This window comes from Azotobacter bryophylli (genome assembly GCF_042643485.1).
Taxonomy (GTDB): domain Bacteria; phylum Pseudomonadota; class Gammaproteobacteria; order Pseudomonadales; family Pseudomonadaceae; genus Azotobacter; species Azotobacter bryophylli.
The window spans coordinates 442226-468750 of the sequence record NZ_JBHRSJ010000034.1 but is presented as its reverse complement, the minus strand read 5'-3'; the positions used below and the strand labels follow the sequence as shown (position 1 = coordinate 468750).

Here is a 26525-nt window from a genome sequence, read left to right as displayed (position 1 = left end):
CGCCCTGACCCACGCCCGGGCGCACGACATCGTGCCTGGCGTGACCTGAGCCGGCCGCGCTCTGACAGCCCGTGCCGGCGGTACAGCAATCCCTTGTCTGCCCACACTGCCCCGTCACTGGGCGGTCTTCGGCCGCGGCCATAGCGATCGGTCCGCCCGAGCGACCGGCAGAGCCAGGGAACGCATCAGGAGTATCGAGTTGCTCTCTCGAAAAAAACGCTGGTTGCCGGGCGCCTGGCTGGCGCTGGCGATCATGATCTTTCCGATCGACCGGCAGGCCGTCGTGGCCGCCGAGGTCGAATCCCTCTCGATAGGAAACGCCCTGGCGATCGCCTACGAGAACAATCCGGAGCTGGCCGCGTCCCAAGAAGAAATCGGGATCGCCCAGGGCTCCCGGCGCCAGGCCGGCCTCATCCCCAACCCGACCCTGTCCTGGGAGGCGGAAGGCATCCGCCGAAGCAAGACCACCGCCACGCTGCTGCTGACCCAGCCCATCGAACTCGGCGGCAAGCGCGGCGCCCGGATCAAGCTGGCCGAGCGCGGGCAGGACGTCGCCGCCGTCGGCCTGGAGCGCAAGCGCAACCTCCTGGCCGCGGCGGTCATCGAAGCCTTCTACGGGGCGTTGCGGGCGCAGGCCCGGCTGGACCTGGCGCAGCAGTCGTACGCCCTCGCCGAACGCGGAATGCGGGTGGCGACGGGACGCGTCGAATCCGGGAAATCCTCGCCCATGGAGGCGACCCGGGCGCAGATCCAGCTCTCCGCCATCCAACTGGAGTTGAACGAGGCCGGGCGGCTGCGGACCAACGCCTTCCGGCAACTGTCCGTGGCGATGGGCGGCTCTCGGACCGAGTTCTCGCATCTGCAGGGCGATCCCCAGGCATTTCCCGCGCGGCCCGAGCCGTCGCGCCTGCTCGCCCTGCTTCCCGAGTCCGCCGATCTGCGCCTGGCTGCCCTGCAGGTCGAGCAAGGCGAAGCTGCGCTGGCGCTGGAGAAGAGCCATCGCATCCCCAACCTCAGCCTCAGCGTGGGCACCCAGTACGAGGGACAGAACAGGGACCGGGTCAGCGTCCTCGGAGTATCCATGCCGCTGCCGCTGTTCGATCGCAACCAGGGCAACGTGCTCGCAGCCGCCCGGCGGACCGATCAGGCCCGGGATCTGCGCAACGCCACCGAGCTGCGTCTGCGCGCGGAGACGCAGCAGGCCCTCGACCTATGGGCGACCGCGCTGATTTCGGTGGAATCGTACGAGCGACAGATTCTGCCCTCGGCCCAGAAGACCGTGGATACCGCGACCCGCGGCTTCCAGATGGGCAAGTTCGGCTTTCTCGACGTGCTGGACGCGCAGCGCACCTTGATCGCGGCACGCAACCAATACCTGCAGGCCCTGGCCGACGTTACCGGCGCCTGGGTCCAGATCGTTCGCCTCTACGGCAACGCCACCGCCGACGGTCAGGACTGAGACCGCCGCGACCGGTAGACCGCGAACCAGAGCGTTTCGAATACGGAGCATCCATGCACAAATCACAGAAACTCGCCATCGCCCTGATCTTGGCCCTCGGCCTGGGCACCGGCGCCCTGATCCTGAACCACAGCCCGCAACCGGCGGCTCCCCATGAGCATAACCACGGAGCCGAGGACGAAGGCGAGGCCCATGGGAACGAGGCAGAACACGGCCACGAGGAGACCGACGGCGAGGCCCACGCCCATGACGAAGAGGAAGACGTCGTACACCTGAGCGAGGCGCAGATACGGGCGGCCGGCATCGTACTGGCCAAGGCGCAACCCGCCCGCCTTGACGTCTACCAGAGCTATCCCGGCACGATCGGCTTCGATGAGGATCACACCGCTCACGTGGTTCCGCGCGCCTCGGGAGTGGTCGAGGAAGTGTTCGTCACTCTCGGTCAGGCTGTGGAGAAGGGCCAGCTCCTGGCGGTGCTCGCCAGCCAGCCGCTGTCCGATCTGCGCAGCGAGGCGGCAGCGGCGCAACGTCGGCTCGAGCTGGCCCGTGCCACCTATGCGCGCGAAGAGCGCCTGTGGAAGGAGCAGATTTCCGCCGAGCAGGACTACCAGCAGGCCCGTCAGGGGCTGCAGGACGCGGAGATCGCCCTGGACAACGCCCGCCAGAAGCTGAGGGCGTTCGGCGGCGATGCCAGCCGCGGCAGCGGCAACCGTCTGGAGCTGCGCGCGCCGTTCGCCGGCATGATCGTCGCCAAGCACCTGGTGCTCGGCGAAGTCGTGAACGAAACGACCAGTGCCTTTACCGTCGCCGACCTGTCGCGGGTCTGGGCCAATTTCAGCGTCGCTCCCCGGGATCTGAGTCTGGTCCGCGTCGGCACGTCGGCCAGGGTCGCGGCGCCGGACCTGGATGCCGAGGTGGCGGGCACCGTCACCTACATCGGCAACCTGATCGGCGAGCAGACCCGCACGGCGACCGCCCGGGTCACCCTCGACAATCCCCAGGGCGCCTGGCGGCCGGGTCTGTTCGTCAATGTGCGGGTGGTCAGCGAGAGCCGCGAGGTGCCGGTCAGCGTACCGGAAGAAGCGCTGCAGACCTTCGAGGAGCGGCCCACCGTCTTCGTGCGCACCGCCGAGGGTTTCGTCGCCCAACCGGTCAGCCTTGGCGAGCGCGGGAACGGGTACGTCGAGATCGTCGACGGGCTGACGGCGGGCACCGAGGTCGCCGCCGCCGGCAGCTTCGTCATCAAGTCGGAGCTGGGCAAAGCCTCGGCTTCCCACTCCCACTGAGCCGCACCGGCAGCGAGTCCCTCCCATGTTCGAACGCATCATTCGCTTCGCCATCGAGCAGCGCCTGGTCGTGCTGCTCGCCGTGCTGGGCATGGCCGGCTTAGGTATCGCCAGTTACCGCCAGCTCCCCATCGACGCCGTGCCCGACATCACCAACGTGCAGGTGCAGATCAACACCGCGGCGCCCGGCTTCTCGCCCCTGGAGACCGAGCAGCGCATCACCTACCCCATCGAGACCGTGATGGCCGGCCTGCCGCATCTGCAGCTGACCCGTTCGCTATCGCGCACGGGGCTGTCGCAGGTCACGGTGATCTTCGCGGAAGGCACCGACCTGTTCTTCGCCCGCCAGCAGGTGGGCGAACGGCTGCAGCTCGCCCGCCAGCAATTGCCCCCGGGGACGCAGGCGACCATGGGCCCCATCTCCACCGGACTGGGCGAGATCTTCCACTGGACCGTCGAGGCCGAAGAGGACGCCCGCAAGGAGGACGGCACGCCCTATACGCCGACCGACCTGCGGGTGATCCAGGACTGGATCATCAAACCCCAGCTGCGCAACGTGCCCGGCGTCGCAGAGATCAACACCATCGGCGGCTTCGCCAAGCAGTATCAGATCGCCCCGGACCCGAAGAGCCTGGCCGCCCACCAGTTGACCCTCACCGATCTGATGAGCGCCCTGGAGCGCAACAACGCCAACGTCGGCGCGGGGTTCATCGAGCGCAACGGCGAACAGCTGATCGTCCGGGCTCCCGGCCAGGTGGCGACGGAGCAGGACATCGCCGACATCGTGGTCGCCAACGTCAACGGCACGCCGATCCGGGTCGGCCAGATCGCCACGGTCGGCATCGGCCGGGAGCTGCGCTCCGGGGCGGCGACCGACAACGGAAAGGAAGTCGTATTGGGCACGGTCTTCATGCTGATCGGGGAGAACAGCCGGAGCGTCTCCCGGGCGGTCGCCAAACGTCTGGAGGAAATCAACCGCTCCCTGCCCGAAGGGGTGGTGGCGACCCCGGTCTACGACCGTACCGACCTGGTGGACCGCGCCATCGCCACGGTGAAGAAGAACCTGGTCGAGGGCGCCATCCTGGTCATCGCCATCCTCTTCCTGTTCCTCGGCAACATCCGCGCCGCGCTGATCACCGCGATGGTGATCCCGCTGGCCATGCTGTTCACCTTCACCGGCATGTTCGGCAACCGGATCAGCGCCAACCTGATGAGCCTGGGCGCGCTGGACTTCGGCATCATCGTCGACGGCGCGGTGGTCATCGTGGAGAACGCCATCCGCCGCCTGGCCGAGGCGCAACACCGGCTGGGCCGCGGCCTGAGCCGGACCGAACGCATGCAGGAGGTGTTCCTCGCCGCCAGGGAGGCGCGCCGCGCGCTGATCTTCGGCCAGTCGATCATCATGGTGGTGTACCTGCCGATCTTCGCCCTGAGCGGGGTGGAGGGGAAGATGTTCCACCCGATGGCCTTCACCGTGGTGATCGCCCTGCTCGGCGCCATGCTGCTGTCGGTCACCTTCGTCCCAGCCGCCATCGCCCTGTTCATCACCGGCAGGGTGAAGGAAGGGGAAAACGCCGTCATGCACGCCGCCCGGCGCGCCTACGGCCCGGTGCTGGACTGGGTGATGCGCCAGCGCCCGGTGGTCTTCACCCTGGCCGTCACCCTGGTGGCGCTCTGCGGCCTGCTCGCATCGCGAATGGGCAGCGAGTTCATCCCCAGCCTGAGCGAGGGCGATCTGGCCCTGCAGGCGCTGCGCGTACCGGGCACCAGCCTCTCGGAGTCGGTGGCGATGCAACGGCGCCTGGAAAAGACCATCGTCGAGCGCATGCCCGAGGTGAAGCGAGTGTTCGCCCGCACCGGCACCGCCGAAATCGCCGCCGACCCCATGCCGCCGAACATTTCCGACGGCTACGTGATGCTCCGGCCGAAGGCCGAATGGCCCGATCCCGGCAAGTCCCGCGAGCAGCTGATTGCGGAACTGGAGGCGGCCGGCGCCGAGGTGCCCGGCAGCAACTACGAAGTTTCGCAGCCGATCCAACTGCGCTTCAACGAGCTGATCTCCGGGGTGCGCAGCGACGTGGCGGTGAAGGTCTTCGGCGACGACATGGCGGTGCTCAACGCCACCGCCGCGCGCATCGCATCCGCCCTGAAACAGGTCGGCGGCGCCGCCGAGGTCAAGGTCGAGCAGACCAGCGGTCTGCCGGTGCTGACCGTGAACATCGACCGCGACAAGGCCGGCCGCTACGGGCTCAACGTCGCCGACGTGCAGGACACCGTCGCCATTGCCGTGGGTGGTCGACAGGCCGGCACACTGTTCGAGGGGGACCGACGCTTCGACATGGTGGTGCGCCTGCCCGAGGACCTGCGCACCGATATCCCGGGGCTGTCCCGCCTGCTGCTCCCGCTTCCGCCGAGCGCCGGCGGGACTCCCGGACCGGCGGGCTTCATTCCGCTGTCCGAGGTGGCCAGTCTCGACCTCGCCCAGGGACCGAACCAGATCAGCCGGGAGAACGGCAAGCGCCTGGTGGTGGTGACCGCCAACGTGCGGGGGCGCGACATCGGCTCCTTCGTCCGCGAGGCGAGCGAACGCCTCGACCGGGAGGTGAAGATTCCCGCCGGCTACTGGATCACCTGGGGCGGCCAGTTCGAGCAGCTGCAGTCGGCGGCCGAGCGCCTGCGGATCGTGGTGCCGGTCGCCCTGTTGCTGGTGCTGACGCTGCTCTATCTGATGTTCAACGACGTCAAGGACGGGCTGCTGGTGTTCACCGGGATTCCCTTCGCCCTGACCGGCGGTGTGCTCGCCCTCTGGCTGCGCGACATCCCGCTGTCGATCTCCGCGGGGGTCGGCTTCATCGCGCTGTCCGGGGTCGCCGTGCTGAACGGTTTGGTGATGATCGCCTTCATCCGCAATCTGCGCGAAGCGGGGCATCCCCTGGCGGCGGCGGTTACCGAAGGGGCGCTGACCCGCCTGCGACCGGTACTGATGACTGCGCTGGTCGCATCCCTGGGCTTCGTGCCGATGGCGCTGGCGACCGGCACCGGCGCCGAGGTGCAGCGCCCGCTGGCCACCGTGGTCATCGGCGGCATCCTCTCCTCCACGACCCTGACCCTGCTGGTCCTGCCGGCCCTGTATCGCTGGGCGCACCGACGCGACGAGGACGAGCCGGAGAAGGCCATGGCGCCGGCCCCCTGAAGGCGCGACCGATGCCCGCGGCAGTGCCATGCGCGGGCTGTTTTGACCCTATAGTGGCTACAGAGCCTTAATTGGGACAGCCGTCCCCTAGGAACTCGACATGGCGAATTGTTGCGACACTGCGAAAACTCCCGATGCCTGCTGTGCCGGCGCATCGGACTCCGGAAGCCAGGGCCCTTCCCATCCGCCGCGGCCCGACCCGGGAGGCCGCCTGAGCGCCTTTCGCATCGAGCAGATGGATTGCCCCACGGAAGAAGCCCTGATCCGCGACAGGCTGCAGGTATTGCCCGGGGTGCGGGATCTGCAGTTCCGGCTCGTGCAGCGGACCCTGACCGTCCGCCACGACGACGATCTGCCGATGCGGACGATCATCGACTCCATCGCCTCGCTGGGCATGACCGCGGTCCCGCTGACGGCCACGGTCGACACCCGCATCGCCATCGCCCAGATGGACTGCCCCACGGAGGAGCGCCTGATCCGGGAGCGGCTCTCCGGGCTGGCGGGCATCGAGGGGATGCGCTTCAACCTGCTCCAGCGCTCGCTCACCCTCAGCCATACCCCGGAAAGCCTTCCCGCCGCCCTCGCCGCCATCCGGGAGCTCGGCTTCACCCCGGAAGTCGCGGATGCGGCCGCACCGCCCGAAGTCGAAAAGCCGGAGAAAGGCGCAGGACGGCACTGGTGGCGCTTCGCCCTGTCCGGTATCGCCGCCGCCACCGCCGAGATCCTCGACTTCGCGCAGCTGGCGCCCGAGTGGCTGGTCGCCTGTATCGCCCTGTCGGCCGTGCTGCTGTGCGGCCTGGACGTTTACCGCAAGGGCTGGATCGCCCTGAAGAACCGTAACCTCAACATCAACGCGCTCATGAGCATCGCCGTGACCGGGGCGCTGCTGATCGGCCAGTGGCCCGAAGCGGCGATGGTCATGTTCCTGTTCGCGGTCGCCGAGCTGATCGAGGCCAAATCCCTGGACCACGCCCGCCATAGCATCGGCGAGCTGATGAAGCTGGCCCCGGACAGGGCCACCGTCCGCCAAAACGACGGCACCTGGGCCGAGATCGCGGCGGACGCGGTGGCGCTGGGCAGCATCGTCCGCGTCCGTCCCGGCGAGCGGATCGCCCTCGACGGCGAGGTGGTCGGCGGTCGCTCGGCGGTGAACCAGGCCCCGATCACCGGGGAGAGCCTGCCGGTGGAGAAGAGCCCGGGCGATCCCGTCTTCGCCGGGACGATCAACGAAGCCGGCTCGCTGGAGTATCGGGTGACGGCGGAGGCGAGCCGGACCACCCTGGCCCGCATCATCCACACGGTGGAAGAGGCCCAGGGCGCCCGCGCCCCGACCCAGCGCTTCGTCGACCGCTTCGCCCGGGTCTACACGCCGGCCGTGTTCGCCCTCTCCCTGGCGGTCGCCGTCCTGCCGCCGCTATTCCTGGGCGGGGCCTGGTTCGAATGGATCTACCGGGCCCTGGTGCTGCTGGTGGTGGCCTGTCCGTGCGCGCTGGTGATCTCCACGCCGGTCAGCATCGTCAGCGGCCTGGCCGCCGCGGCCCGCCAGGGCATCCTGATCAAGGGCGGCGTCTACCTGGAGAACGGCCGCCATCTCAGCCACCTGGCGCTGGACAAGACCGGCACCATCACCCACGGCAAACCGGTGCAGACGGACTTCGAGATGCTGGCCGCCGCCCCCGCCCAGGCGCCGCTCTACCAGTCGCTGGCGGCCAGCCTCGCCAGCCGCTCGGACCACCCGGTGTCGCGGGCGATCGCCCGCCATGCCGCCGAGGCCGGCATCGCGCTGCAGCCGGTCGAGGAGTTCGAGGCCCTGGCCGGACTCGGGGTCCGCGGCCGCATCGACGGCCGGCTCTACCACCTGGGCAATCACCGCCTGCTCGAAGAGCGCGGGCACTGCTCGCCGGCGATCGAGAAAGTCCTCGCACGCCTGGAGCTGCAGGGGAAATCGGTCAACATCCTGTCCGACGAAACCCGGGCGCTCGCCCTGTTCGCCGTGGCGGATACGGTCAAGGACAGCAGCCGGGCGGCCATTGCGGAGCTGCACGGGCTGGGCGTCAGGACCCTGATGCTGACCGGGGACAATTCCCACACGGCCGACGCCATCGCCGCGCAGGTGGGGATCGACGAGGCCCGGGGCGACCTGCTGCCCACGGACAAGCTGCACGCCGTCGAAGCCCTGATGGCGAACGGGGGTGCCGTCGTCGGCATGGTGGGGGACGGCATCAACGATACGCCCGCCCTGGCGCGAGCCGACATCGGCTTCGCCATGGCGGCGGTGGGCAGCGACACGGCCATCGAGACGGCCGACGTGGCCATCATGGACGACGACCTGCGCCGGATTCCGGCCTTCATCCGTCTGTCGCGGCACACCGTGGCCGTTCTGCAGCAGAACATCGCGCTGGCGCTGGGCGTCAAGGCGCTGTTCATGGCGGTGACCCTGACCGGACATGCCACCATGTGGATGGCGGTATTCGCCGACATGGGGGTCAGCCTACTGGTCACCGCCAACGGCCTGCGCCTGCTGCGCCGCTGACGAAACCTCCGGGCGACCGGGGCGGGAAGGCGCCGCCCCGCCCCTGCCGGTCCGCGGCGAAGATCGATCCGGCCCGGCCATTTCCCCCTGCCAGCCGCCCCACCTCCCGCTCTTCCCCCCGCCGTCGGCCATCGCTCGCCGCTCGTGCCAATCCGTCGGTTCCAAGGAGTTCGGCAACAAATTCTTCATCTGCGGCTGACGAGGCTTTAACAGTCCCCCTCTTATCCTCCGGGCCATCCGAATGCGGCCCGAGGGATATGGGCCGCTCGGCCCATGACCCCGGATGTGAGGTAGAGACCATGTTTTGCCTGGACAAGACGCACGATTGGCGGATTTTTCCCTTCCTCCGGGTGGGCGTCGGTTTCGATGGCCGTGGCAAGGATGCCGGCGAGTCGCTGACGGCGGTGCCGAACGTCGCGCCCGTGGTACTGGAAGCCCGACCGGATGCCCAGGCGGCGCCGGCGGTACGGATCTTCCTCGGCACCCGGCCCGAGCAGTACCGGGCCGAGCGGGTCTTTTTCTATTCCCTGCTGCAGGTGCGCAACCCGGACCGGCGCTACGAGGTCTATCGACTGACCGGTCTCGCCAACGGCCGCTTCGCCGTGCCGGAGCTGGCCGGGCGCCATGGGCGGGCGATCTACAACGAGGTCGGGCAGATCTATCTGGCCGACCCGGCCGAGCTGTTCGATCAGCCCATGGGCGAGCATGGCTACCTGGCGCTGCACCCCGAGGAGACGACGGTGATGCTGATCGACTGCGCGCGCATGGCCCCCTGCTGGAATCTCGCCAGTGCCCGCCGCGGCGCCGGCAAGGCCCTGCAGGCGCAGGCCAACGCCGAGCCGGGGCGCTGGGGCGAGCTCGACCCGCTCTGGCATGCCCGCGACCTGGAATACCTCCCCGAGCGCTCCAAGCTGCTGCATTACAGGTCCCGGAACCTGCAGCCCTGGCGCCCCTCGCCCGAGCGCCGCTCGTATCACATCAACCCCCATGCCGAATATTTCCACAGCCTGGAACAGGCTGCCGACCGGGCAGGCTACGACATCTACACGGTGCGCCATCCCAGTCCCGGCTTCGCCCTCGCCTGCCGCTCGGAAGCGCTCCTGATCGAGGCCTGGAGCGACGGCGGCGAGCGTCTGGTTGCCCGCTGGTCGCCCGAACAGCTGCGTCGCGACTACCTGCCGGTCCGGGACTCGATCGCCGTGAGCGGCCTCGAACGCCTGCCGGCGGAAGACATTCCCTGGCTGCTGGATCGTCTGTTCCGGCTCGGCCGCCAGCAGGTCCTGGTCAGGGCGGCCCTGGGGCCGCGCGGCTCGATGATCGACAGCCAGGCCGGCTGGCTGGCGCTGCTGCGGCGGGTGGCGCTGCGCTATCCGGAGCGCAGCTGGCAGCTCGACTGTCCGGACCGCGAGGGACGGATGCAGAGCTACCGGGCCGACTTCTTCCGGCGCACCAAGAACGAAGCCGAGCCGCCGAAGGTCTGGGTGCTGCGCGGCATCCATTCCGGCGACAACGCGCAACTGCTCGATCTGGTCGAGGCCCTGGGCTGGCCTTATGAAATCAAACCGCTACGCGCCTGCCTGACGGAGCCGACCAACGCCTGGCCGGATCTGCTGATCAGCGTGGGCTGGCTGTCGTCGCTGGTGGCCCGCCGGATCAGGCACCGCTCGGCGGGGCATACCCGCCTGGTGGTGCTGGGGCGGCCGTTCGCGCCGCTGTCGCACTTCGACCTGGTGGTGACGACGCCCCAGTACGGATTGCCGCTGCGGCGGAACGTGGTCGACCTGCCGGCCCCCTTCACCAACGAACGCCAGCTCGACCCGGCGAAGCTGGAGGCCTGGCGGCAGCGCTTCGCCCATCTGCCTCGGCCCTGGATCGCGCTGCTGGTCGGCGGCTCCAGCAAGCCCTACCGGCTCGACGAGCGGACCGCGGCGGCCCTGGGCCGCGAGGTCAGTGCCGCGGCCAGCGCCCGCGGCGGCTCGCTGCTGGTGTCGACCAGCCCGCGCACCGCGGACAAGGCGGCCGATGCGCTGCTGGAAGCCATCGATGCGCCCTGCTGGAGCTATCGCTACGCCGATACCGGCGACAATCCCTACCCGGCGCTGCTGGCGCTGGCCGATGCCTTCATCGTGACCGGCGAGAGCGTGTCCATGATGACCGAAGCCTGCATGACCGGCCGGCGGGTGGCCACGCTACCCCTGCCGGCATCGCGCAGACCGCTGGGCTGGCTGCTGAATGCGCTCGAGCACTGGGCGGGCGTCATCGGCCCGGAGCCGACCGGCGGCGCCGCGCGGCTGCGGCAGCGGACCCTGGGCAGGCTCTACGACAGGCTCGTCGAGGCGGGCTGGATCAACCGCGAGCGGCGCTTCGACCAGGTGCATCTGGCCCTGGGGATCGCGCCCTTGCCGACGGGGCTGGATCAGCTGCCCGGCATCACCCCCGAGTTGCTCGCCGCCTCCCGCGAACGCGCCATCCGGGCCATCCGCGAGCTGATGGCGGCGGAAAGGCCCGCACGGCAGAAAGAAACCTTGCCCGGCCGGCAGCCTGTCGAGGGCGTCGGCCAGCCGCATCCTGCATGGGAGCATGTATGAGTCTACCGGTCGAAGAATGCCTGCTGCGCCCCACGCTCGGGTCGCCCCGTTCCGAACTGGACGGATTCAGGCCGGAGCCCGGCACGGCGCCCGTCGTGCTGGAAGCCCGCAAGGGCGCCCCGGCGATGCCGGCGGTGCGCATCTTCCTCGCCACCCGGCCGGAACATCACCGCGCCGAGCGGGTGTTCTTCTATGCCCTGCAGCGGGTGCGCAATCCGGACCGGCGTTACGAGATCCATCCCATCGCCTGTCTCCCGGCGTCGGAGAAGCACGACGGCTTCGGCAACGACCGCTTCGCCGTGCCGGAACTGGCCGGGCGCCGCGGGCGGGCGCTGTACAACGAGGTCGGCCAGATCTACTTCGCCGATCCCGCCGAGCTGTTCGACCTGCCGATGGACGGACATGGCTACCTGTCGCCCTCGCCCATCGACACCGAGGTGATGCTGATCGACTGCGCGCGCATGGCCGATTGCTGGAGCCTCGACCGGGTGCAGCGCCTGGCGCCGCAGGCGCTGCAGGATCAGGCAGCCGCCGAGCCCGGACGCTGGGGCGCCCTCGATTGCCGCTGGCATGCCCGCGACCAGGGATACCGGCCCGGCCGGACCCGCCTCCTGCACTACGCCAACCGTGCCCTGCAGCCCTGGCAGCCCACGCCCGAACGCTATTCCTATCATTTCAACCCCGTTGCCGAGGTCTTCCACAGCCTGGAACTGGCGGCCGACCGGGAAGGCTACGAGGTCTACAGCGCGGCCAGCCCCAGCCCCGGCTTCCTGCCGGCCTGCGCCCGGGAAGCCGGGGAGCCGCAGACGCTGCCGGAGCATTTCGTCCGCGAGTGGCTGGAGCCCGGCGACCGACGGCTGGCGCTGGTCGGCGCATGGCGCCAGGAAGATACCGGCACGCAGGCCGCCACCCGCTGGTCCCTGGCGCAGTTGCGCCAGGCGGATCTGCCGCAGCAGGACGCCATCGCCGTCAACGGCCTGGAGCGACTGCCGCCGGAAGATCTCCCCTGGCTGCTCGAACGTCTGTTCCAGCTCGGCCGCCGCACGGTTCTGGTGAAGGCGGCGCCGGGCCCCGCCGGCTCGCTGATCGCCACCCTGGAGGACTGGCGGGCGCTGTTGCGCCGCATCGCCCGGCGCTACCCGGACCGCAGCTGGCAGCTCGACTGCACGGAGCGCGACGGCAGCCCCCGGCGTTACCGCTCGGACGCCGGCCAGCACCGGGAGCCGCCCAGGGTCTGGGTGCTGCAGGGCCAGAATGCCGGCGACTACGCCCAGCTGCTGGACATGGCCGAGGGCCTCGGCTGGCCCTATGAAATCAAGCCGCATTCGACCCCCATCGAATCGCTGGGACCGCCCTGGCCGGATCTGATCCTCAGCGCGGGACGGCGCACGGCCCCCCTGGCCTGCGCGATCCAGCGGAAGGCCGGGGAAGGCACCCGCTCGGTGCTGCTGGGACGGCCGCGCATGCCGCTGTCGCGCTTCGACCTGGTGCTCAATACCCCGCAGCATGCCCTGCCGCTGAATAGCCGCAACGTGGTCGCCCTGCCCGCCCCCTTCATCGTCGAGCACCCGCTGGACGAGCAGGAGCTGGAACGCTGGCGGCAGCGCTTCGCCCATCTGCCGCGGCCCTGGATCGCCATGCTGGTGGGCGGCAGCAGTCTGCCCTACTGGCTCCACCCGGGCTCGGCCCGGGCCCTGGGCCGGGAAGCCAGCGCCGCGGCGCGGGCGCGGGGCGGCTCGCTGCTGATCTCGACCAGCCCGCGCACCGGCAACGTCGCGACCAAGGCACTGCTGGACGCGTTGGACGTGCCGTCGTGGAGCTACCGCTTCGGCAGCGACGAGGACAATCCCCACCACGCCCTGCTGGCGCTGGCCGACGCCTTCATCGTGACCTGCGACAGCGTCTCCATGCTCACCGAGGCCTGCTTGACCGGCCGGCCGGTCGCCCTGTATCCCCTGCCGGTGCACCGACATCCGCTGCAGTTCCTGCAACACAAGGTGGAAGGCTGGCTGGGCGTCTTCCCCAGCCGGGATGCGCAGCAGCCCGCGGGCCGGCTCGAACGCCTCTACGACCGACTCGTCGAGAACGGCAGGATCACCCGCGAGCCGCTGTTCGGCGAGGTGCACCGGACCCTGGGAGTACCCCCCCTACCGGACGGGCTGGACAGCCCGCCGAAACTCTCCCCCGAGCTGTTCGCCGCTTCCCGCGAACGGGCTCTGCAGGCGATCCGGGAACTCATGGCGGCCGAGCGGCCGGTGCGGACCTGAGATGCGCTCGCCCTCCCGAAGCGCCAGTCGCGCCAAAAGTCGGCGGGCATCGCCTGCCATCCGGAGATCGCCATGACCGCCTTTGGAGTCGGGGAGGCCTGCGCGATGAACGCTCGCCCCATCGCGGCGGACGACACGGCGTCACCACCGATAGCCCTGTACATGCCCGACCTTTCCGACGGCGGCATGGAGCGGGTCATGCTGAACCTGGCGGAAGCGTTCATGGCTCGCGGCCACGCGGTCGATCTGCTGGTGAGCCGGGACGACGGCATCTATCGGGATCACCTGCCCGAAGGCGTGCGCCTGCGGGTGCTCGAGCCGACCGGCCCGCTGCTCGGCCGTCTGCAGGCCCTGCGGGCGACGAGGCCCGCGGAGTGGAAAACGCTGGCCTGGACCGTACTGCTGGGGCGCAAGCCCGGCCGGCAACTGTCCCGTCTGCCCTCGCTGGTCCGCTACCTGCGCGCACGGCGCCCGGGGGCGCTGATCGCCGCCAACACCTACTGCAATCTGAACGCCGTGTGGGCCAGACGGCTGGCCGGCGTGCCGACCCGGGTCATGGTCACCGAACACAACGCCCTGTCGCCCAAGAACACCAGAACCGGCATCGGCGGCGCCCAGTGGCTAGCGCGGCTGCCACTGATCGGGCAGGTCTACGCCCGGGCCGATGTTGTCCTGGCGGTTTCCGACGGCGTCGCGGACGACCTCAGCGCCGTTACCGGGCTGGCGCGCAGCCGCATCGCCACCGTCTACAACCCGGTGATCAAGTCCGATCTGGCGGCGCGAGCCGGGGAAGCGGCGCCGCACCCCTGGCTGGCCGACGGCGGCGCGGCACCGGTGATCGTCGCCACCGGACGGCTGGCGCCCCAGAAGAATTTCCCGCTCCTGCTGCAGGCCTTCGCGCTGCTGCGCCGGCAGCGGCCCGCGCGCCTGCTGATCCTCGGCGAAGGCCGGCTGCGGCCGCAGCTCGAAGCCCTGATCGCGGAACTCGACCTCGGCGAGGACGTGGCGCTGCCCGGCTTCGTGACCAATCCCTACGCGGCCTTCGCCCGTGCCTCCCTGTTCGTGCTGTCCTCGGACTACGAAGGGCTCGGGAACGTCCTGATCGAAGCCATGGCCTCCGGCTGCCCGGTCGTCAGCACGGACTGCCCCAGCGGCCCGGCCGAGATTCTGGAAGGCGGACGACTGGGGGAGCTGGTGCCGGTGAAGGATGCCGCGGCGTTGTCCGCCGCGATGCTGCGTGCGCTCGACACGCCGCGAGCCAATGCCGATGCCCTGCGCCGGCGTGGCGCCTACTTCAGTCAGGAACGCAGTGCCGAACGGTATCTGGATTTGCTGTTCGGCCAGCGGCGCGCGCCCTCCGAAGTGACGGCCTGCCAGCCCCAGGCGAGGCGCTGAGCCCTAGTCCTTGAGGGTTCGGGCGTCGCCTGGACGCCAGACGGCCGTCACGCGACGGCGCGGCCGGCCCCGTCAAAGACCTCGCGAGAGCCCCGGCCGGCACCCCGTCATGCCGAGTGCCGGTACCATTGCTCGACACCGTGCACGAGCCGCTGGAGGGGCGTCCGGCGCTTGCGGATCACGACGATGAACACCTTGCGGTAGTGCCCTTCCGGGCAGGTGATCTCGCGCACGCCGTGCCAGGAGTTGCCGTTGCGGACGAACAGGAAACTGTAGTTGCCCATGGCCGTGGAGTCGATGGCCCGGTCGAAGTCCTCGAACGCGGGCGCGCTGCGGAAGTCGAAGCGTCCGCCGTCGTCCAGCACCACGGTCTGGCCGCCCCACTCCGGGCGCCAGTCCTCTTCGGTATTGAAATAGAAGATGTGCGAGCCGTACTTGGCCAGGGAGTCGCAGTGCGGCGATACCGAACAGCTGGCCGGCGTGTAGTGCCAGTGGCATTGCAGCTCGTAGTCGCGGGTGCCCAGCATGCGGGTGATGAAGTCGTGATAGACCGGCCCCTTGATCTCCTCCATGAACTCATGCCAGGCGGGAGACAGATTCATCTTGGGCCAATAGGACAGCGACAGGCGGTCATGCGGCTGCTGGCCGTACTCGCGCGACTTGCCGAAGATGGATTCGAACCGGTCGGCGGACGGCAGGGATTCGCGCAACGCCCGAAAGCCCTCGTCGGTCAGCAACCCGCAGGGGTTGATCCAGGGAAAGGGTTGCTGGTGTCGGAAGGCATCGGCGTCGAGCCGATCGAGCGCCTCGGTGTTCAGAAAACGCATGCTTGTCCACCTGTCATTCACTTGGCCCGAATACCGTTTCCAGGCAGGACGCCTGCCGGACCCCATCACATCGCCCGGGCCGCCTCCCCTGAATATAGCGGTGCATTCTTACAAAATGTCGCTCGCCTGACAGGACGGCCTCGGTCGTATTGACACCCCTGGCCGTCCCCCGTCGACGAGCACGATTGCGATCAGACTGCCTGCCACTGCGACTCGAGCGCTCCCGATCGTGCGCGATCTGCGATCGCCGGCCCGGCCTCGGTGCCGATGGGCCGGGGCGATACGACGAGCTCCGCGGACGGCAGGTCCGCGTCATGGCCACCGAGATGGAAGACCGCGACCGCGTCACGCAATGCCTCCGCCTGCCGAACCAGCGATTGGGCGGCGCCCGAAGCCTCTTCCACCAGCACGGCGTTCTGGTGCGTCACCCGATCCAGCTGGACCACGGCCGCATTGATCTGGCCGATGCCGGTGCTCTGCTCTTCCGATGCCGCCGCGATATCGCCCATCAGATCGGTCACCCGCTGCACCTCCCGGACGGCCTCGCCGATGGTGCAGCCCGCTTCCTCGACCAGCTTCGCGCCGACATCGACCCGCGACACCGACTCGCCGATCAGCTCGTTGATCTCCTTGGCCGCCGTCGCGCTGCGCTGGGCAAGGGTGCGGATCTCCCCGGCCACCACGGCGAACCCGCGCCCGTGCTCGCCCGCCCGCGCCGCCCGCGACTGCCTCATCGGGCCGGCTCGAAGGAGCAGGCCAAGACCTCAGAATTTCCAGGCATAGGCGGCACTCACCATGTCCTGATTCATCCGCACGTTGGCCTCGCCGCCGCCGAAGGCCTGCGGAATGGAGTTGTGTCCTTTCACGCTGTCTTCCAGGGCATGGGTATAGGCCAGACTCAGCTCGTTGGACGGCCTCGGGCTCCAGGTCAGCCCCAGGCTCAGGTGATCCTGAACCACTCCCGGCGCCAGAATGTTCAGGAAGGTCTGGTCCTTGCGCACCGGTTGATCGACGTGACTGAACCCGCCGCGCAGAGTCAGCCGGGAGTTCACGGCATAGCTTGCGCCCACCTTGTACACCGTCACATCCCGCCAGCCGAAACCCTGTCCATTCTTCGAACCGAAGGTATTGCCCGCGAACAGCGACTGGATGTCGAACGCGTTGCCGACGGAGCGCACGTGGCCATATTTGATCTGCTGGACATCCGCCGAAAGCGTGAACGCGGGCGTGATCCGGTAAGCCAGGCCGGCGCCGTAATTCTCGGGGACGTCGAAACTGCCGCCATTGGCGAAGAGACCGGCATATCGGTCGAGTTTCGACATCTTGGCCTTGGAAGCCCAGGTCACGCCCAGGGTCAGTTTGTCCGTGACCTGTCCCTGCCAGCCCAGGCGCACGCCCACGCCGAAGGAAACGTCATGGTTGCGGTCGTTGAACGAGCCGCTGTCGCTGGAAAAGGGGGCGAAGCCGCCGAGACCCTTAGCGGCGAACCGCTGGCCGACCAGGTTCAGCCCGATGCCGAACGACTGCCGGTTGGTGAACTTATAAGCCACCGATGGCGTGACGAAGACCTGCGCCAGATCGACCCCGGTACTCCCCGTGCTGCCGTAGGCGCCATAGGGATTCTTCTTGTAGTCGGTATTCATCCCGCCGTTGCCGTATACCGCGATGCCGACGCCCAGACGGTCGGAGAGCTGCTTGCTGAAACCGAATTCTGGCAACAGGAAATACTTGCGGTTGTTCCCATGGTAGTGGCCGTTAGCCCCGGGAACGGGGTTTCCCTCGATTTCGGCTTCGCGGTCGGGATTGAACAGCGTGGCGCCCACATCGAAGCGGTTGCCGATCCAGGCCATGCCGGCAGGGTTGTTGGCCGCCGCCAGGGCATCCTGCGGCTGGGCGATGCTGACCCCGGCCTGGCCCTGGGCTTTGATACCGTACCCATGCATGAAGTAGCCATTGGTGGCGAAGGCGTTGGAGCTGCCGACGCAGCCCAAGGCGATCAGACTCGACAACAAGTATTTCTGGGTTTTCACGCGGTTCGCTCCTGAACGTCATGGCATAAGCCTGTTTAGGAGCATGATTAAATAGAATATATAACGTTTAAAAATAATAAGAAAAGTTATATTTATTCTATTTAAGAATAAATATACCAAGCCATGATTACCATTGACGCGGGTAGCCAGGACGGGTGTCGAGCAGGACCGAGGGCGGTAGAGGCGGTACGCCGCTCGGACCGCCGCTCCCTACGCCCGCTACCGGGCGTCGGCATTTCCCATGCCGGTACGGAGCCATCCCGGGCATCGGCGGAAGTAGGACTCAGCCATCGGGCAGACATGGGATTGCTGGCCACCATTCCGGCGCGCAAGCCGGGATGGCCTACCTGGAGCCGGCCCGACAGGCTGGCCTGTCAGTGATCGTGGTCTTCGGCGGGCAAGTCATCCGCATGACGATGGTGAATCTGCGTCTCGCCGCCACCATGTCGATGCCCGCCACTCGAGGCGACAAGAGCTCGATAGCTCTGCGGATCGAGCTGGGGAAGCCGCTCGATGAATGCCACCAGAGCCCAGATATGCTCGTCCGCCATACTCTTGCCCCAGGCGGGCATTCCGGTGGCCTTGATCCCATGCTTGATGATCCAGAAAGCCTTCGCCGGATCCCCGTCGACGCCCAGCCGGACCAGGCTGGGCGGAGCCGGATAGAGGTTGCGGCTCAGTTCGGTCGGGGCCATGCCCGGCGACAGATGGCACCCCACGCACATGGAGTCGTAATTGCCGGCTCCTTCCCGGATCTGCGCCTCGTTACCCAGATCGGGTACTACGATGCCCCTGGCCCGGATGGCGATCGACCGCTCCCGGGCCATGTTCAAGAGCGCATACACCGGAGCCAGATGGGGATCGTCGGCGCCGACATTGATCAGCCCCGAATACAGGATGCCGGCCGCCACCAGGGTGGCCAGGCCGGTCAGGAGCACTGCCTTGCTTGTTCCGTTCATTCAGCGCCTCGAAACCAGCCCCCTCCAGACGGGTATGCCGACCAGCGGGCCCTCATGCGCAGCGGATCGTCCGCATTGCCCGAAGCGCGAGTGGTCGGCATCGATACGGGAGCCGAACGCCGGGACGGGCAGCCCCTCTTCCGGAGTGGCCACTCCGCGCGCTTCGGCTGGGCAGCACGGTGCTGGGCATCGTTCCCAGGCTCAGAGCCCGCGCAGCCCTTCTATTGCTCCTCCTCGGAGTCGTGGTTCGTCCGGTCTCCTCCCCCCTGACCGGAGTCCATCTGCCTTTGCTCTTCCTTCATCTGATGCTCATGGCTCTTGCGCATCTGCTCATGGGTGTAGCCCCTCCCGGAGTGATCCATTTTCTCGGGGACATGCTCCCTCATGGGTTTCATGTTCTTGTCGTGGGTCTTCTCGACCGGCTGGGTGTCGTGGGCCGGGGGAGTCTGCGATGGAGGGGCGTCACGCTCGCTCTGCGCGCTGACCGGCGACAGTTGCGCAGCGAGCAGGCCAAAGGCCAGGGAGGTGGCGAGCAGGGTCTTGTGCTGGGGCTTCATGGCTGGATCTCCGTCATTCATCCACCGGGACCTCACGGAAGGCGAGGTCCATGCGTATCGACAGAGGCAGTATAGGCCTAGCAGCCCGGGGCATCGGCCGTCATCCGGCTGTGGTGCCTGAACTGGTGTGCCTGCGTGCGAGAAAGCTGCCGGCCTCAGCCTCGAGATAGCACCACCTGCCATGCAAGTGGCTCACTATAAGATAATCGTTAAAAGTTATTTAAAATAAAATTAATATTCCATTAAATTTAATACTGTCGCGCACTCGACGGCCAACCGCTGAGCCGCATGAAGAGAACGGGGCCTTTGCCCTCCAGCTCGGAATCATCCGAGCCGTCGCCAGATTCTGCATGTGGAGATATTCATGTCAGCGGTTGAATTTCCCCTACCCCGCCTACCCAAGCCCTTGCCACTTGTCACGTTGTATACAAGGCAACATAAAAAAGGCCTTTTTTAATGCCTTTGTGACAAGCAAACGCAGACGGGCGTCAACGCAAAACCCATAGCAACTTATTGATTTATATAGCTTTTAAGGCCAAATAAAGACACGTGGCGGGTTTCTTGCTTCTTGTCCAGAAACAAGGACGATCGTATGGCCTGTCGCATATAAAACAGCACCTGAGCCAGGCGCTGTAGGAGTGCGGCTCGCCGTGCAACCCAGCAGGAACTCGACGACGGCGCATGCCACTACCCAGGCGCATCGATCGTGATCAGGCGCAGCCGTCAGCGGGCGACAATCCCGGCGCGCCTGCCCAAGGCTCAGGACATAGAACTCGAAGAACCCAAAAGCCGACGAGCGAAGCTGGAGCTCATTTCCAATCGTTTGATTGCCATGCCGACCGGATGGGGCGGTCGTTTCGTGCAGGCCGCCAAGGGATAGCGCCTCGCTGTTACTCACCTAGGAGTATGAAGAAAAATGCAAAAATCCAATCTGAGTCTGGCCGTTCTAGCGGGGGTCCTGGGGCTGCCCATGGCAGAACCGGCCTTTGCCGGGGGCTTTTTCGAGGACAGCAAGGCCACGCTTTCGCTGCGCAATCTGTATTACAGCCGGGATGTTCGTAATGAGCCCGCCCCGTCCGACAAGGAGTGGGGCCAGGGATTCATTCTCGACTATCAATCCGGCTTCACCCAGGGGATCGTCGGCGTCGGTATCGATGCCACGGCTCAGTATGGTTACCGCCTGACGCAGGCCGGAATAGGAGGGCAGGTTTTCCCGCAGCAAAGCCCCGGCACGGCCGAGCGCGATTTCAGCCGGCTCGGACTGACCGGCAAGCTCCGCTATTCCAAAACCGTGGCGAGGGTCGGCACCCTGAAACCGATGACGCCAGTCCTAGGCACTGGGGATTTGCGCTTGTTGCCGCAGATGTGGCAGGGCGTGCAAGTCACCTCCAACGAGATCGAGAACCTAACTCTGACCGCAGGCCGGATCGATCACGTCCTTGATCGTAACTCCTCCAACCGGGAAGGGATGCATATCTCCAGAACCAGTCCGGACAGCAACGAGTTCTACTTCACTGGCGCCGACTACAAGGTGAACAAGGACCTGCTGCTGCAGTACTACTATGGCACTCTGAATCATTTCTACAGCCAGCACTTCTTCGGTCTGGTGCATAACTGGAAATTGCCGGTGGGCGCCCTGAAGACCGACTTGCGCTATTTCGAGAGCTACTCGGACGGTAGGAATGGTAGTGCAGCCGGTCGGGCCGACGGTTACCGCATCGGCGGCTACTGGGCATCCGGGGACAAGCACAGTGGGGAGGTGGACAACCATCTATGGAGTGCCATGTTCACCTACAGCCTGAAAGGCCATGCCCTGGGCGTCGGCTATCAGCAGGTCACGGGCAACAGCGACTTCCCCCATATCAACTCGGGCAACGGTCGTTCGCTCTACCTGATCACCAACTCCCAGTCAAATAAGTTCACCAGCTCCGGCGAGAAGACCTGGGTCGGGAGCTACAGCTACGACTTCGCCCAGCTCGGCGTGCCGGGCCTGAGAGCCAGTGCGATGTATTTCAACGGTCAGGGCATCAATGCCAAGGGCAAGGACAACAGCGAGTGGGAGCGCGATCTGCGCGTCGACTACGCGCTGCAGAGCGGCCCGTTGAAAGGCCTGGGCCTGACCCTGCGTCATGCCTCGCTGCGCGGCAACGATACCCAAGACATGGACGAGGCCATGGCGATCGTGAACTACTCCATTTCCCTGCTCTAAAAGCCCGCTCCCGATCCATCGGCGTTGGGACTCACCGACAGTTCCAACGGCTCCGTAAAGCGTACGCAAGAACGCCAGGTCTCGGCAGCGAATCTGCACGAGGCCTGGCGCCAAATGCCTTTACCAGGCAGCCCCATGCCTTGGTACCTCGACCGCTAGAACCAGCCCAACGGGAAATCCGGAGCCAGCGTTTCCCCCTGCCCTCCCCGGCCGGACGCCCCCGTAGTCTGATCGACAGGTTGGACAGGTCTCGCCAACGCCTGCGGGTCCCCCAGGCCGCGAACAAGCGCTCACACCCCAGCCAATGGAGGCCGGGGCCTGAGCGAGACGGGCGCAGCGTCGACTCACCGCACACCCACATGGCGCTCATCGCCGTCCCCCACCGGTAGCCGGAAGATCCCGCGGTAGAGGCACATTGCCACACGCGCCTTATTACTTTACATTATTTGCATATAACAAATATAAATTAGAACCAGCCTCGAATCGTGCCCGTGCGCGGATATTTACGGAAAGCACCACCCCCGGTCGCGCTTCCGTTGATCTGCCCGCTTCATCCACTTCGTGCGAGAGGAGCTGTCGACAATGCTAAAAAAAATCAGCGTCGCCCAACTCAGATTGGGCATGTTCGTCAAAGAGTTCTGCGGCTCATGGATCGAGCATCCCTTCTGGTTCGGCCGTCACTCTTTCGTGATCGACGACCCGCATGACCTCCGGCGCATTCTCGCCAGCAGCATCAAGGAAGTTTGGATCGACAGTTCGAAAGGGCTGGATGTGGCCGACGATGTCGAGTTCGTTTCCGAGGCGGAAACCCGCGGGCAGGCCGAGGCCGCGCTGCAGGAGGCCGCCCGGGCCGGGCGAGTGGCACGGCTGACGCCCATCGAAGAGGAATACAAGCGGGCGGCGATGCTCTGCGAGCACTCGCGCCAGGCCGTGACCACGATGTTCCAGGAAGCGCGGATGGGCAAGGCGGTCGACAGCCAGCGCATCGAACTGCTGGTCGACAGCATTTCCCAGTCGATCCTGCGCAACCCCGGCGCCCTGATCAGCCTGGCGCGGCTGAAGACGGCGGACGACTATACCTACATGCACTCGGTGGCCGTCTGCGCGCTGATGATCGCGCTCGGCCGGCAGCTGGATCTGGACGAGGCGCTCCTGCGCCGGGTCGGCGTCGCCGGCCTGTTGCACGACTTGGGCAAGGCCATGATCCCGATGGATATCATCAACAAGCCCGGTCGCCTGAGCGACGAGGAGTTCCAGCTCATCAAGACGCACCCCGAAGAGGGCTACCGCCTGCTGGCCAATGACAACGGCGTCTGCGAGCTGGTGCTCGACGTGGTGCTCCACCACCACGAGAAGATGGACGGTTCCGGCTATCCGGAAGGGCTCAAGGGCGACGAAATCAGTCTGTATGCCAGGATGGGAGCCATCTGCGACGTCTACGATGCGGTGACCTCGAACCGCCCGTACAAGGCCGGCTGGGATCCGGCCGAATCGCTGCGCAAGATGGCCGAGTGGACGGGCGGACACTTCGACAAGCGGGTGTTCCAGGCTTTCGTGAAGAGCATCGGCATCTACCCGGTCGGCTCGTTGGTGCGCCTCAAGTCCGAGCGCTTGGGCATCGTCATCGAGCAGTCCTCGAAGAGCTTGCTGGAGCCCCGGATCAATGTGTTCTTCTCGATCCGGAGCAAAAGCCATATCACGCCGGAAATCGTCGACCTGTCGGCGCCGGGTTGCACGGAGAGAATCATCGGGCGCGAGGATCCAGCGAAGTGGGGGCTCGACCATCTGGAAACCTTGTGGCTTCCCTAGGCCGAATCGACATTCACCTCTCCCAATGACGGTGAGACCAGAGGGGCCATGAAATGCGCCGGCTTGCGACCGTAACGGGTTGCCAAGCGGCGCATTCTACGATGCTGCCAATCGCAAGGTGATCCACCCGCCCCGGCCTGCACCGGGTCGGATGGGTAGAGCAGGAGCGGATTACGCGGTCTTCTTATGCAGGGTGCCGGAGCCGATATCCGCGCCGGTGACCGGGTTGGACGCGGTGTCCGACAAGGTGCGCGTGGCCATCTGCTTCAGGGCCTGTTCGTCCTTGCTCGGCAGATCGACCGCCGCCATGCCGGTCCCGCCGTCGACCGCCGGCTGCGGCGACTCGACGTAGACCCATTCGTCGCCCTGGTTCCAGGGGCCGCGCAGGTCCGCCGCGCCCTGGGACATATTGAAGTAGGTCTTGGCCATCTCCGGCATGCCCGGCAGCTTCCCTTGCGGGAAATTCGGCTGGATGGAATGCAGGGCCTTTTCGAACGACTTCTGGTGGGCGATTTCGCGGGTCATCAGGAAGGTGAGCGCTTCCCTGATGCCCGGGTCGTCGGTGACGTTGACCAGGCGCTCGTAGATGATCTTGGCCCGTGCCTCGGCCGCGATGTTGGAGCGCAGGTCGGCCGTGGGCTCGCCGATGGTGTCGATGTAGGCCGCGCTCCAGGGCACACCACCGGAGTTGGTCAGGGACGGCCCGCCGCCGTACAGCAGGGCAGTCACGTGGGAATCGTTGCCGCCGCCGGTCAGGGAGCGGTAGAGATCGGCCTCCTGCTCCACCGCCTCGGCCAGTTGGCCCTTGGCGCCCTTGTTCAGCATGCCGACGATCGAGCCGATGACCTCCAGATGGCTGAGCTCCTCGGTAGCGATGTCCATCAGCAGGTCCTTGCGGCCCGGATCGTCCTCGGCCAGGCCCTGGGTGAAATAGCGCATTGCGGCGGCAAGCTCGCCCTGGGGCCCGCCGAACTGCTCCAGCAGCAGATTGGCCAGCCCAGGATTCGGCTCCGCAACCCGGACGGTATATTGAAGACGCTGATTGTGGACGAACATAGAGTCCTCCTCACGGTTGATCGCAATCTCCCTATCGAGTGCTCCTTGGCGTTCTGGCGCTTCACGAAAGCGGCAGGCAGATGTCCCGCCCTGGGAAGTAGAGGGAACTGCGATTCGAATAGTTCAGGAGGAAATGCCCAGTGGTCGGGGGCGCCCACCGGAAGCGGGAAGGTGCTGGCCCAGGTTGATCCGGGACTGACCGCCCTACTGGCTATCCGCCCGCTATTGCCCTTCGGGGACAGTGATTGATGTCTGATTCAGCGGAAACGGAATTTGCTGTACGTCATACGTCACGCGGCCCCTGGGGAGCCTGCGGATCATGCCGCGCCATAAGGCCCTTCCCTTCGCCCAGTTCAAGCAGTCGGAACTGGAGTGGCCGACGCGGATGCGAGACGATTTGCGAACAAGGCGGAGCCGTCACCACCAACTAATGCAGCCTGCCCGACTGGATGCCGTCTGCGCAGCACACAAGCGGACCGGCGCTACGCGTGCTCAGGGGGAAGTAGGGGCGCAATCCTGCGTGGATTGCCCCCACCCGATATGAAGCCTACTTGGACTGGCAAAGTGCAGTGCGATTGGTCGCCCGGTTTGCCAATTCAGCCGATAGATGATGCGTCAATGCCTGCAGAGGCAGTCGAGTCGTGCCCCCGTTTTAGAAGAAGATACCGGCCTCGATCATGGCTCGACTTTCCGAACGTCTGTTGCCACTCGAGCCAAAGGCCATGCCCGAACTCGTGTTGGATGCGCCGACATAAGCCAAGTCGGCACGGGTGAAGAACCGCTGGTACTGGTGGGTCGGCGTGACCGTGAACGACCAGGCCTCGCTGCCCGCTCCGTAACCCAGCAGGTTCGGAGCGCCGTTGTCCGCATTGGCCGAAGAGGAAATGTATTCGAGGCGCACTGGCAGCTTGAAGCCCGGCAAGCGCAATCCCGCGGGGGAGGAATCCGAACCGAAATCGTAGCTCATGAGCAGGGCGCCGCCCAACGTCGAGGCGCTATGGTTGATTCCTCGTTCGCCGACCAGGTCGGCGTGAGCGTTCCCACCGCCATTCCTCAGGCCTCGGTCGTCCCGTTCCAACAGGGAACTATGGGGTTCGGCCCTGTTCGATGAGGTCGGGCTCTCCTCTGCGCTTCGCCATCGCAAGCGCCACGACTGCCAGGGCAAGCGGAGCGAAAGATACCCACAGCACCGTATTCCAGCCATAAGCATTCAGCAGGCCACCAGAAGAGAAGGAGCCGATGGCCATCACTCCGAACACGATGAAGTCGTTGAGCGACTGAACCCGCGTTTTTTCCTCAGGCTGGTGGCATTCCAGAACCAGCGCAGAAGCGCCGAGAAAGCCGAAGTTCCAGCCTACCCCGAGCAGGACAAGCGCCCACCAGAAATGAGCGATATCGACACCACCCAGTCCCACCGCCGCGGAAAGACCGGTCAACAGCAGGCCCGCGGTCGCGACGCGCCCAGCTCCGAAACGGGAGATCAGCTTGCCCGTGAAAAAACTTGGCGCATACATCGCGATGACGTGCCACTGCAGCCCCAGGTTAGACGACTCCTGCGAGTGCCCGCACATGTGCATCGCCAGTGGTGCGGCCGTCATCAGGAAGTTCATCAGCATGTAGGTCACCGCACCGCAAATCGCGGCGGCGATGAAGCACGGTTGCCGCGAGATCGCCGCAAGCGGGCGGCCGCCCGCCAGTTCCGCAGCAGTTGGCATCGGCAGCCGCACCCCGAGCAGGACGAGCGCCGATACCGCAGCGACTGCCGCCTGCACCAGAAACGTGGCGGCGAACGTATGCGGTGGCCACAAATCCATGGTCCAGGTCACGAGTTGAGGACCGATCACCCCGGCGGCAATGCCTCCGGCCATGACCGACGACAAAGCGCGGGCACGCCGCTCAGGCGCGACACCATCGGCGGCCGTGAACCGAAACGTCAGTACCACGGCGGCGTAACCTCCGCCGAAGAAGGCTGCCAGGCAGAAGAGCCAGAACCATCCCAGGATGACGGCAACCATTGCCAGCAGGCCGGTGAGCACGCCCGCGGCGGTTCCGGCCAGGAACGCGGCACGACGGCCGTGACGCCGAGCCATCGCCCCCACCGGAAGGATGCACGCCGCCATCCCGACCACAAAGATTGAAATCGGCAGGGTTGCCAGAACCGGGATTGGCGAGAGCGTGTTCCCGACAATCGCGCCCGTAGCGTAAATGACTATCGCATTCGCGCCGGCCAGTGCCTGCGCAATGGCAAGACGCCATATATTCCCGCGTTGAACGCGTTCAGAAAGCTCGGTAGGGAAATCGCCCACCGCGCCGGTATGGTTGTGTCGCATCTGCTATTTACTCTGACTCTGAGGAGC

The 26525-nt window shown here is 66.5% G+C and carries 17 protein-coding genes and 1 pseudogene; 10 read left to right on the top strand and 8 right to left on the bottom strand.

Features of this window, described 5'->3' with window-relative positions:
- Positions 1 to 253: 253 nt before the first annotated feature.
- From ACFOJE_RS18275 to ACFOJE_RS18245, 7 genes are all read left to right on the top strand, one after another.
- Positions 254 to 1459 carry a TolC family protein gene (locus ACFOJE_RS18275; RefSeq protein WP_377816343.1) on the top strand — a complete coding sequence of 402 codons (1206 nt, stop codon included), beginning with the start codon at positions 254 to 256 and terminating at the stop codon, positions 1457 to 1459.
- A gap of 53 nt (positions 1460 to 1512) precedes the next feature.
- Positions 1513 to 2745 (top strand): efflux RND transporter periplasmic adaptor subunit, encoded by a 1233-nt coding sequence (locus tag ACFOJE_RS18270; protein ID WP_377816146.1) that lies wholly within the window; start codon positions 1513 to 1515, stop codon positions 2743 to 2745.
- 25 nt (positions 2746 to 2770) lie between these two features.
- On the top strand, positions 2771 to 5938 hold the full coding sequence (locus ACFOJE_RS18265; protein ID WP_377816144.1) for a CusA/CzcA family heavy metal efflux RND transporter: 3168 nt from the start codon (positions 2771 to 2773) through the stop codon (positions 5936 to 5938).
- 100 nt (positions 5939 to 6038) lie between these two features.
- Positions 6039 to 8471, top strand: coding sequence for a heavy metal translocating P-type ATPase (locus ACFOJE_RS18260; protein WP_377816142.1), 2433 nt, complete (start codon positions 6039 to 6041; stop codon positions 8469 to 8471).
- A 299-nt stretch (positions 8472 to 8770) separates the two neighbouring features.
- Complete coding sequence (locus ACFOJE_RS18255) at positions 8771 to 11059, top strand: mitochondrial fission ELM1 family protein (RefSeq protein WP_377816141.1); 2289 nt, start codon at positions 8771 to 8773, stop codon at positions 11057 to 11059.
- Complete coding sequence (locus ACFOJE_RS18250; protein WP_377816140.1) at positions 11056 to 13326, top strand: ELM1/GtrOC1 family putative glycosyltransferase; 2271 nt, start codon at positions 11056 to 11058, stop codon at positions 13324 to 13326. Before ACFOJE_RS18255 ends, ACFOJE_RS18250 begins: the two co-directional genes overlap by 4 nt.
- Before the next feature lie 72 nt (positions 13327 to 13398).
- On the top strand, positions 13399 to 14721 hold the full coding sequence (locus ACFOJE_RS18245) for a glycosyltransferase (protein WP_377816138.1): 1323 nt from the start codon (positions 13399 to 13401) through the stop codon (positions 14719 to 14721).
- A 107-nt stretch (positions 14722 to 14828) separates the two neighbouring features.
- Here ACFOJE_RS18245 and ACFOJE_RS18240 read toward each other — a convergent pair whose 3' ends face one another.
- The 5 genes and pseudogenes from ACFOJE_RS18240 to ACFOJE_RS18220 form a co-directional block, all read right to left on the bottom strand.
- Entirely contained in the window at positions 14829 to 15548 is a 720-nt protein-coding gene (locus tag ACFOJE_RS18240; protein WP_377816136.1) for a hypothetical protein, read from the bottom strand.
- A 191-nt stretch (positions 15549 to 15739) separates the two neighbouring features.
- Positions 15740 to 16282 (bottom strand): methyl-accepting chemotaxis protein, encoded by a 543-nt coding sequence (locus ACFOJE_RS18235; RefSeq protein WP_377816134.1) that lies wholly within the window; start codon positions 16280 to 16282, stop codon positions 15740 to 15742.
- Positions 16283 to 16312: 30 nt separating this feature from the next.
- A complete protein-coding gene (locus ACFOJE_RS18230) occupies positions 16313 to 17539 on the bottom strand; it encodes an OmpP1/FadL family transporter (RefSeq protein ID WP_377816132.1) in 1227 nt (408 codons plus the stop codon).
- A 422-nt stretch (positions 17540 to 17961) separates the two neighbouring features.
- Positions 17962 to 18537 (bottom strand): annotated as a pseudogene (locus tag ACFOJE_RS18225) (c-type cytochrome); the annotation flags it as partial.
- Positions 18538 to 18758: 221 nt separating this feature from the next.
- The gene (locus ACFOJE_RS18220) at positions 18759 to 19094 is read right to left on the bottom strand and encodes a hypothetical protein (protein WP_377816130.1); all 336 of its coding nucleotides are present in this window, start codon (positions 19092 to 19094) and stop codon (positions 18759 to 18761) included.
- Positions 19095 to 19800: 706 nt separating this feature from the next.
- On the opposite strand from ACFOJE_RS18220, the gene ACFOJE_RS18215 reads away from it, so the two are divergent.
- From ACFOJE_RS18215 to ACFOJE_RS18205, 3 genes are all read left to right on the top strand, one after another.
- Positions 19801 to 19974 carry a hypothetical protein gene (locus ACFOJE_RS18215; protein ID WP_377816128.1) on the top strand — a complete coding sequence of 58 codons (174 nt, stop codon included), beginning with the start codon at positions 19801 to 19803 and terminating at the stop codon, positions 19972 to 19974.
- Between the two features lie 36 nt (positions 19975 to 20010).
- Positions 20011 to 21303, top strand: coding sequence for an OprD family outer membrane porin (locus ACFOJE_RS18210; RefSeq protein ID WP_377816126.1), 1293 nt, complete (start codon positions 20011 to 20013; stop codon positions 21301 to 21303).
- Positions 21304 to 21885: 582 nt separating this feature from the next.
- Positions 21886 to 23112, top strand: a complete 1227-nt coding sequence (locus ACFOJE_RS18205; protein ID WP_377816124.1) for an HD-GYP domain-containing protein — start codon at positions 21886 to 21888, stop codon at positions 23110 to 23112.
- Positions 23113 to 23283: 171 nt separating this feature from the next.
- Here ACFOJE_RS18205 and ACFOJE_RS18200 read toward each other — a convergent pair whose 3' ends face one another.
- The 3 genes from ACFOJE_RS18200 to ACFOJE_RS18190 form a co-directional block, all read right to left on the bottom strand.
- Positions 23284 to 24168, bottom strand: a complete 885-nt coding sequence (locus ACFOJE_RS18200) for a manganese catalase family protein (RefSeq protein WP_377816122.1) — start codon at positions 24166 to 24168, stop codon at positions 23284 to 23286.
- A gap of 652 nt (positions 24169 to 24820) precedes the next feature.
- Positions 24821 to 25372, bottom strand: coding sequence for an outer membrane beta-barrel protein (locus ACFOJE_RS18195; RefSeq protein ID WP_377816342.1), 552 nt, complete (start codon positions 25370 to 25372; stop codon positions 24821 to 24823).
- Positions 25254 to 26498: an MFS transporter gene (locus ACFOJE_RS18190; protein WP_377816120.1), complete on the bottom strand. Its 1245-nt coding sequence runs from the start codon at positions 26496 to 26498 to the stop codon at positions 25254 to 25256. The genes ACFOJE_RS18195 and ACFOJE_RS18190 overlap by 119 nt, the downstream gene beginning before the upstream one ends.
- Positions 26499 to 26525 lie beyond the last annotated feature (27 nt).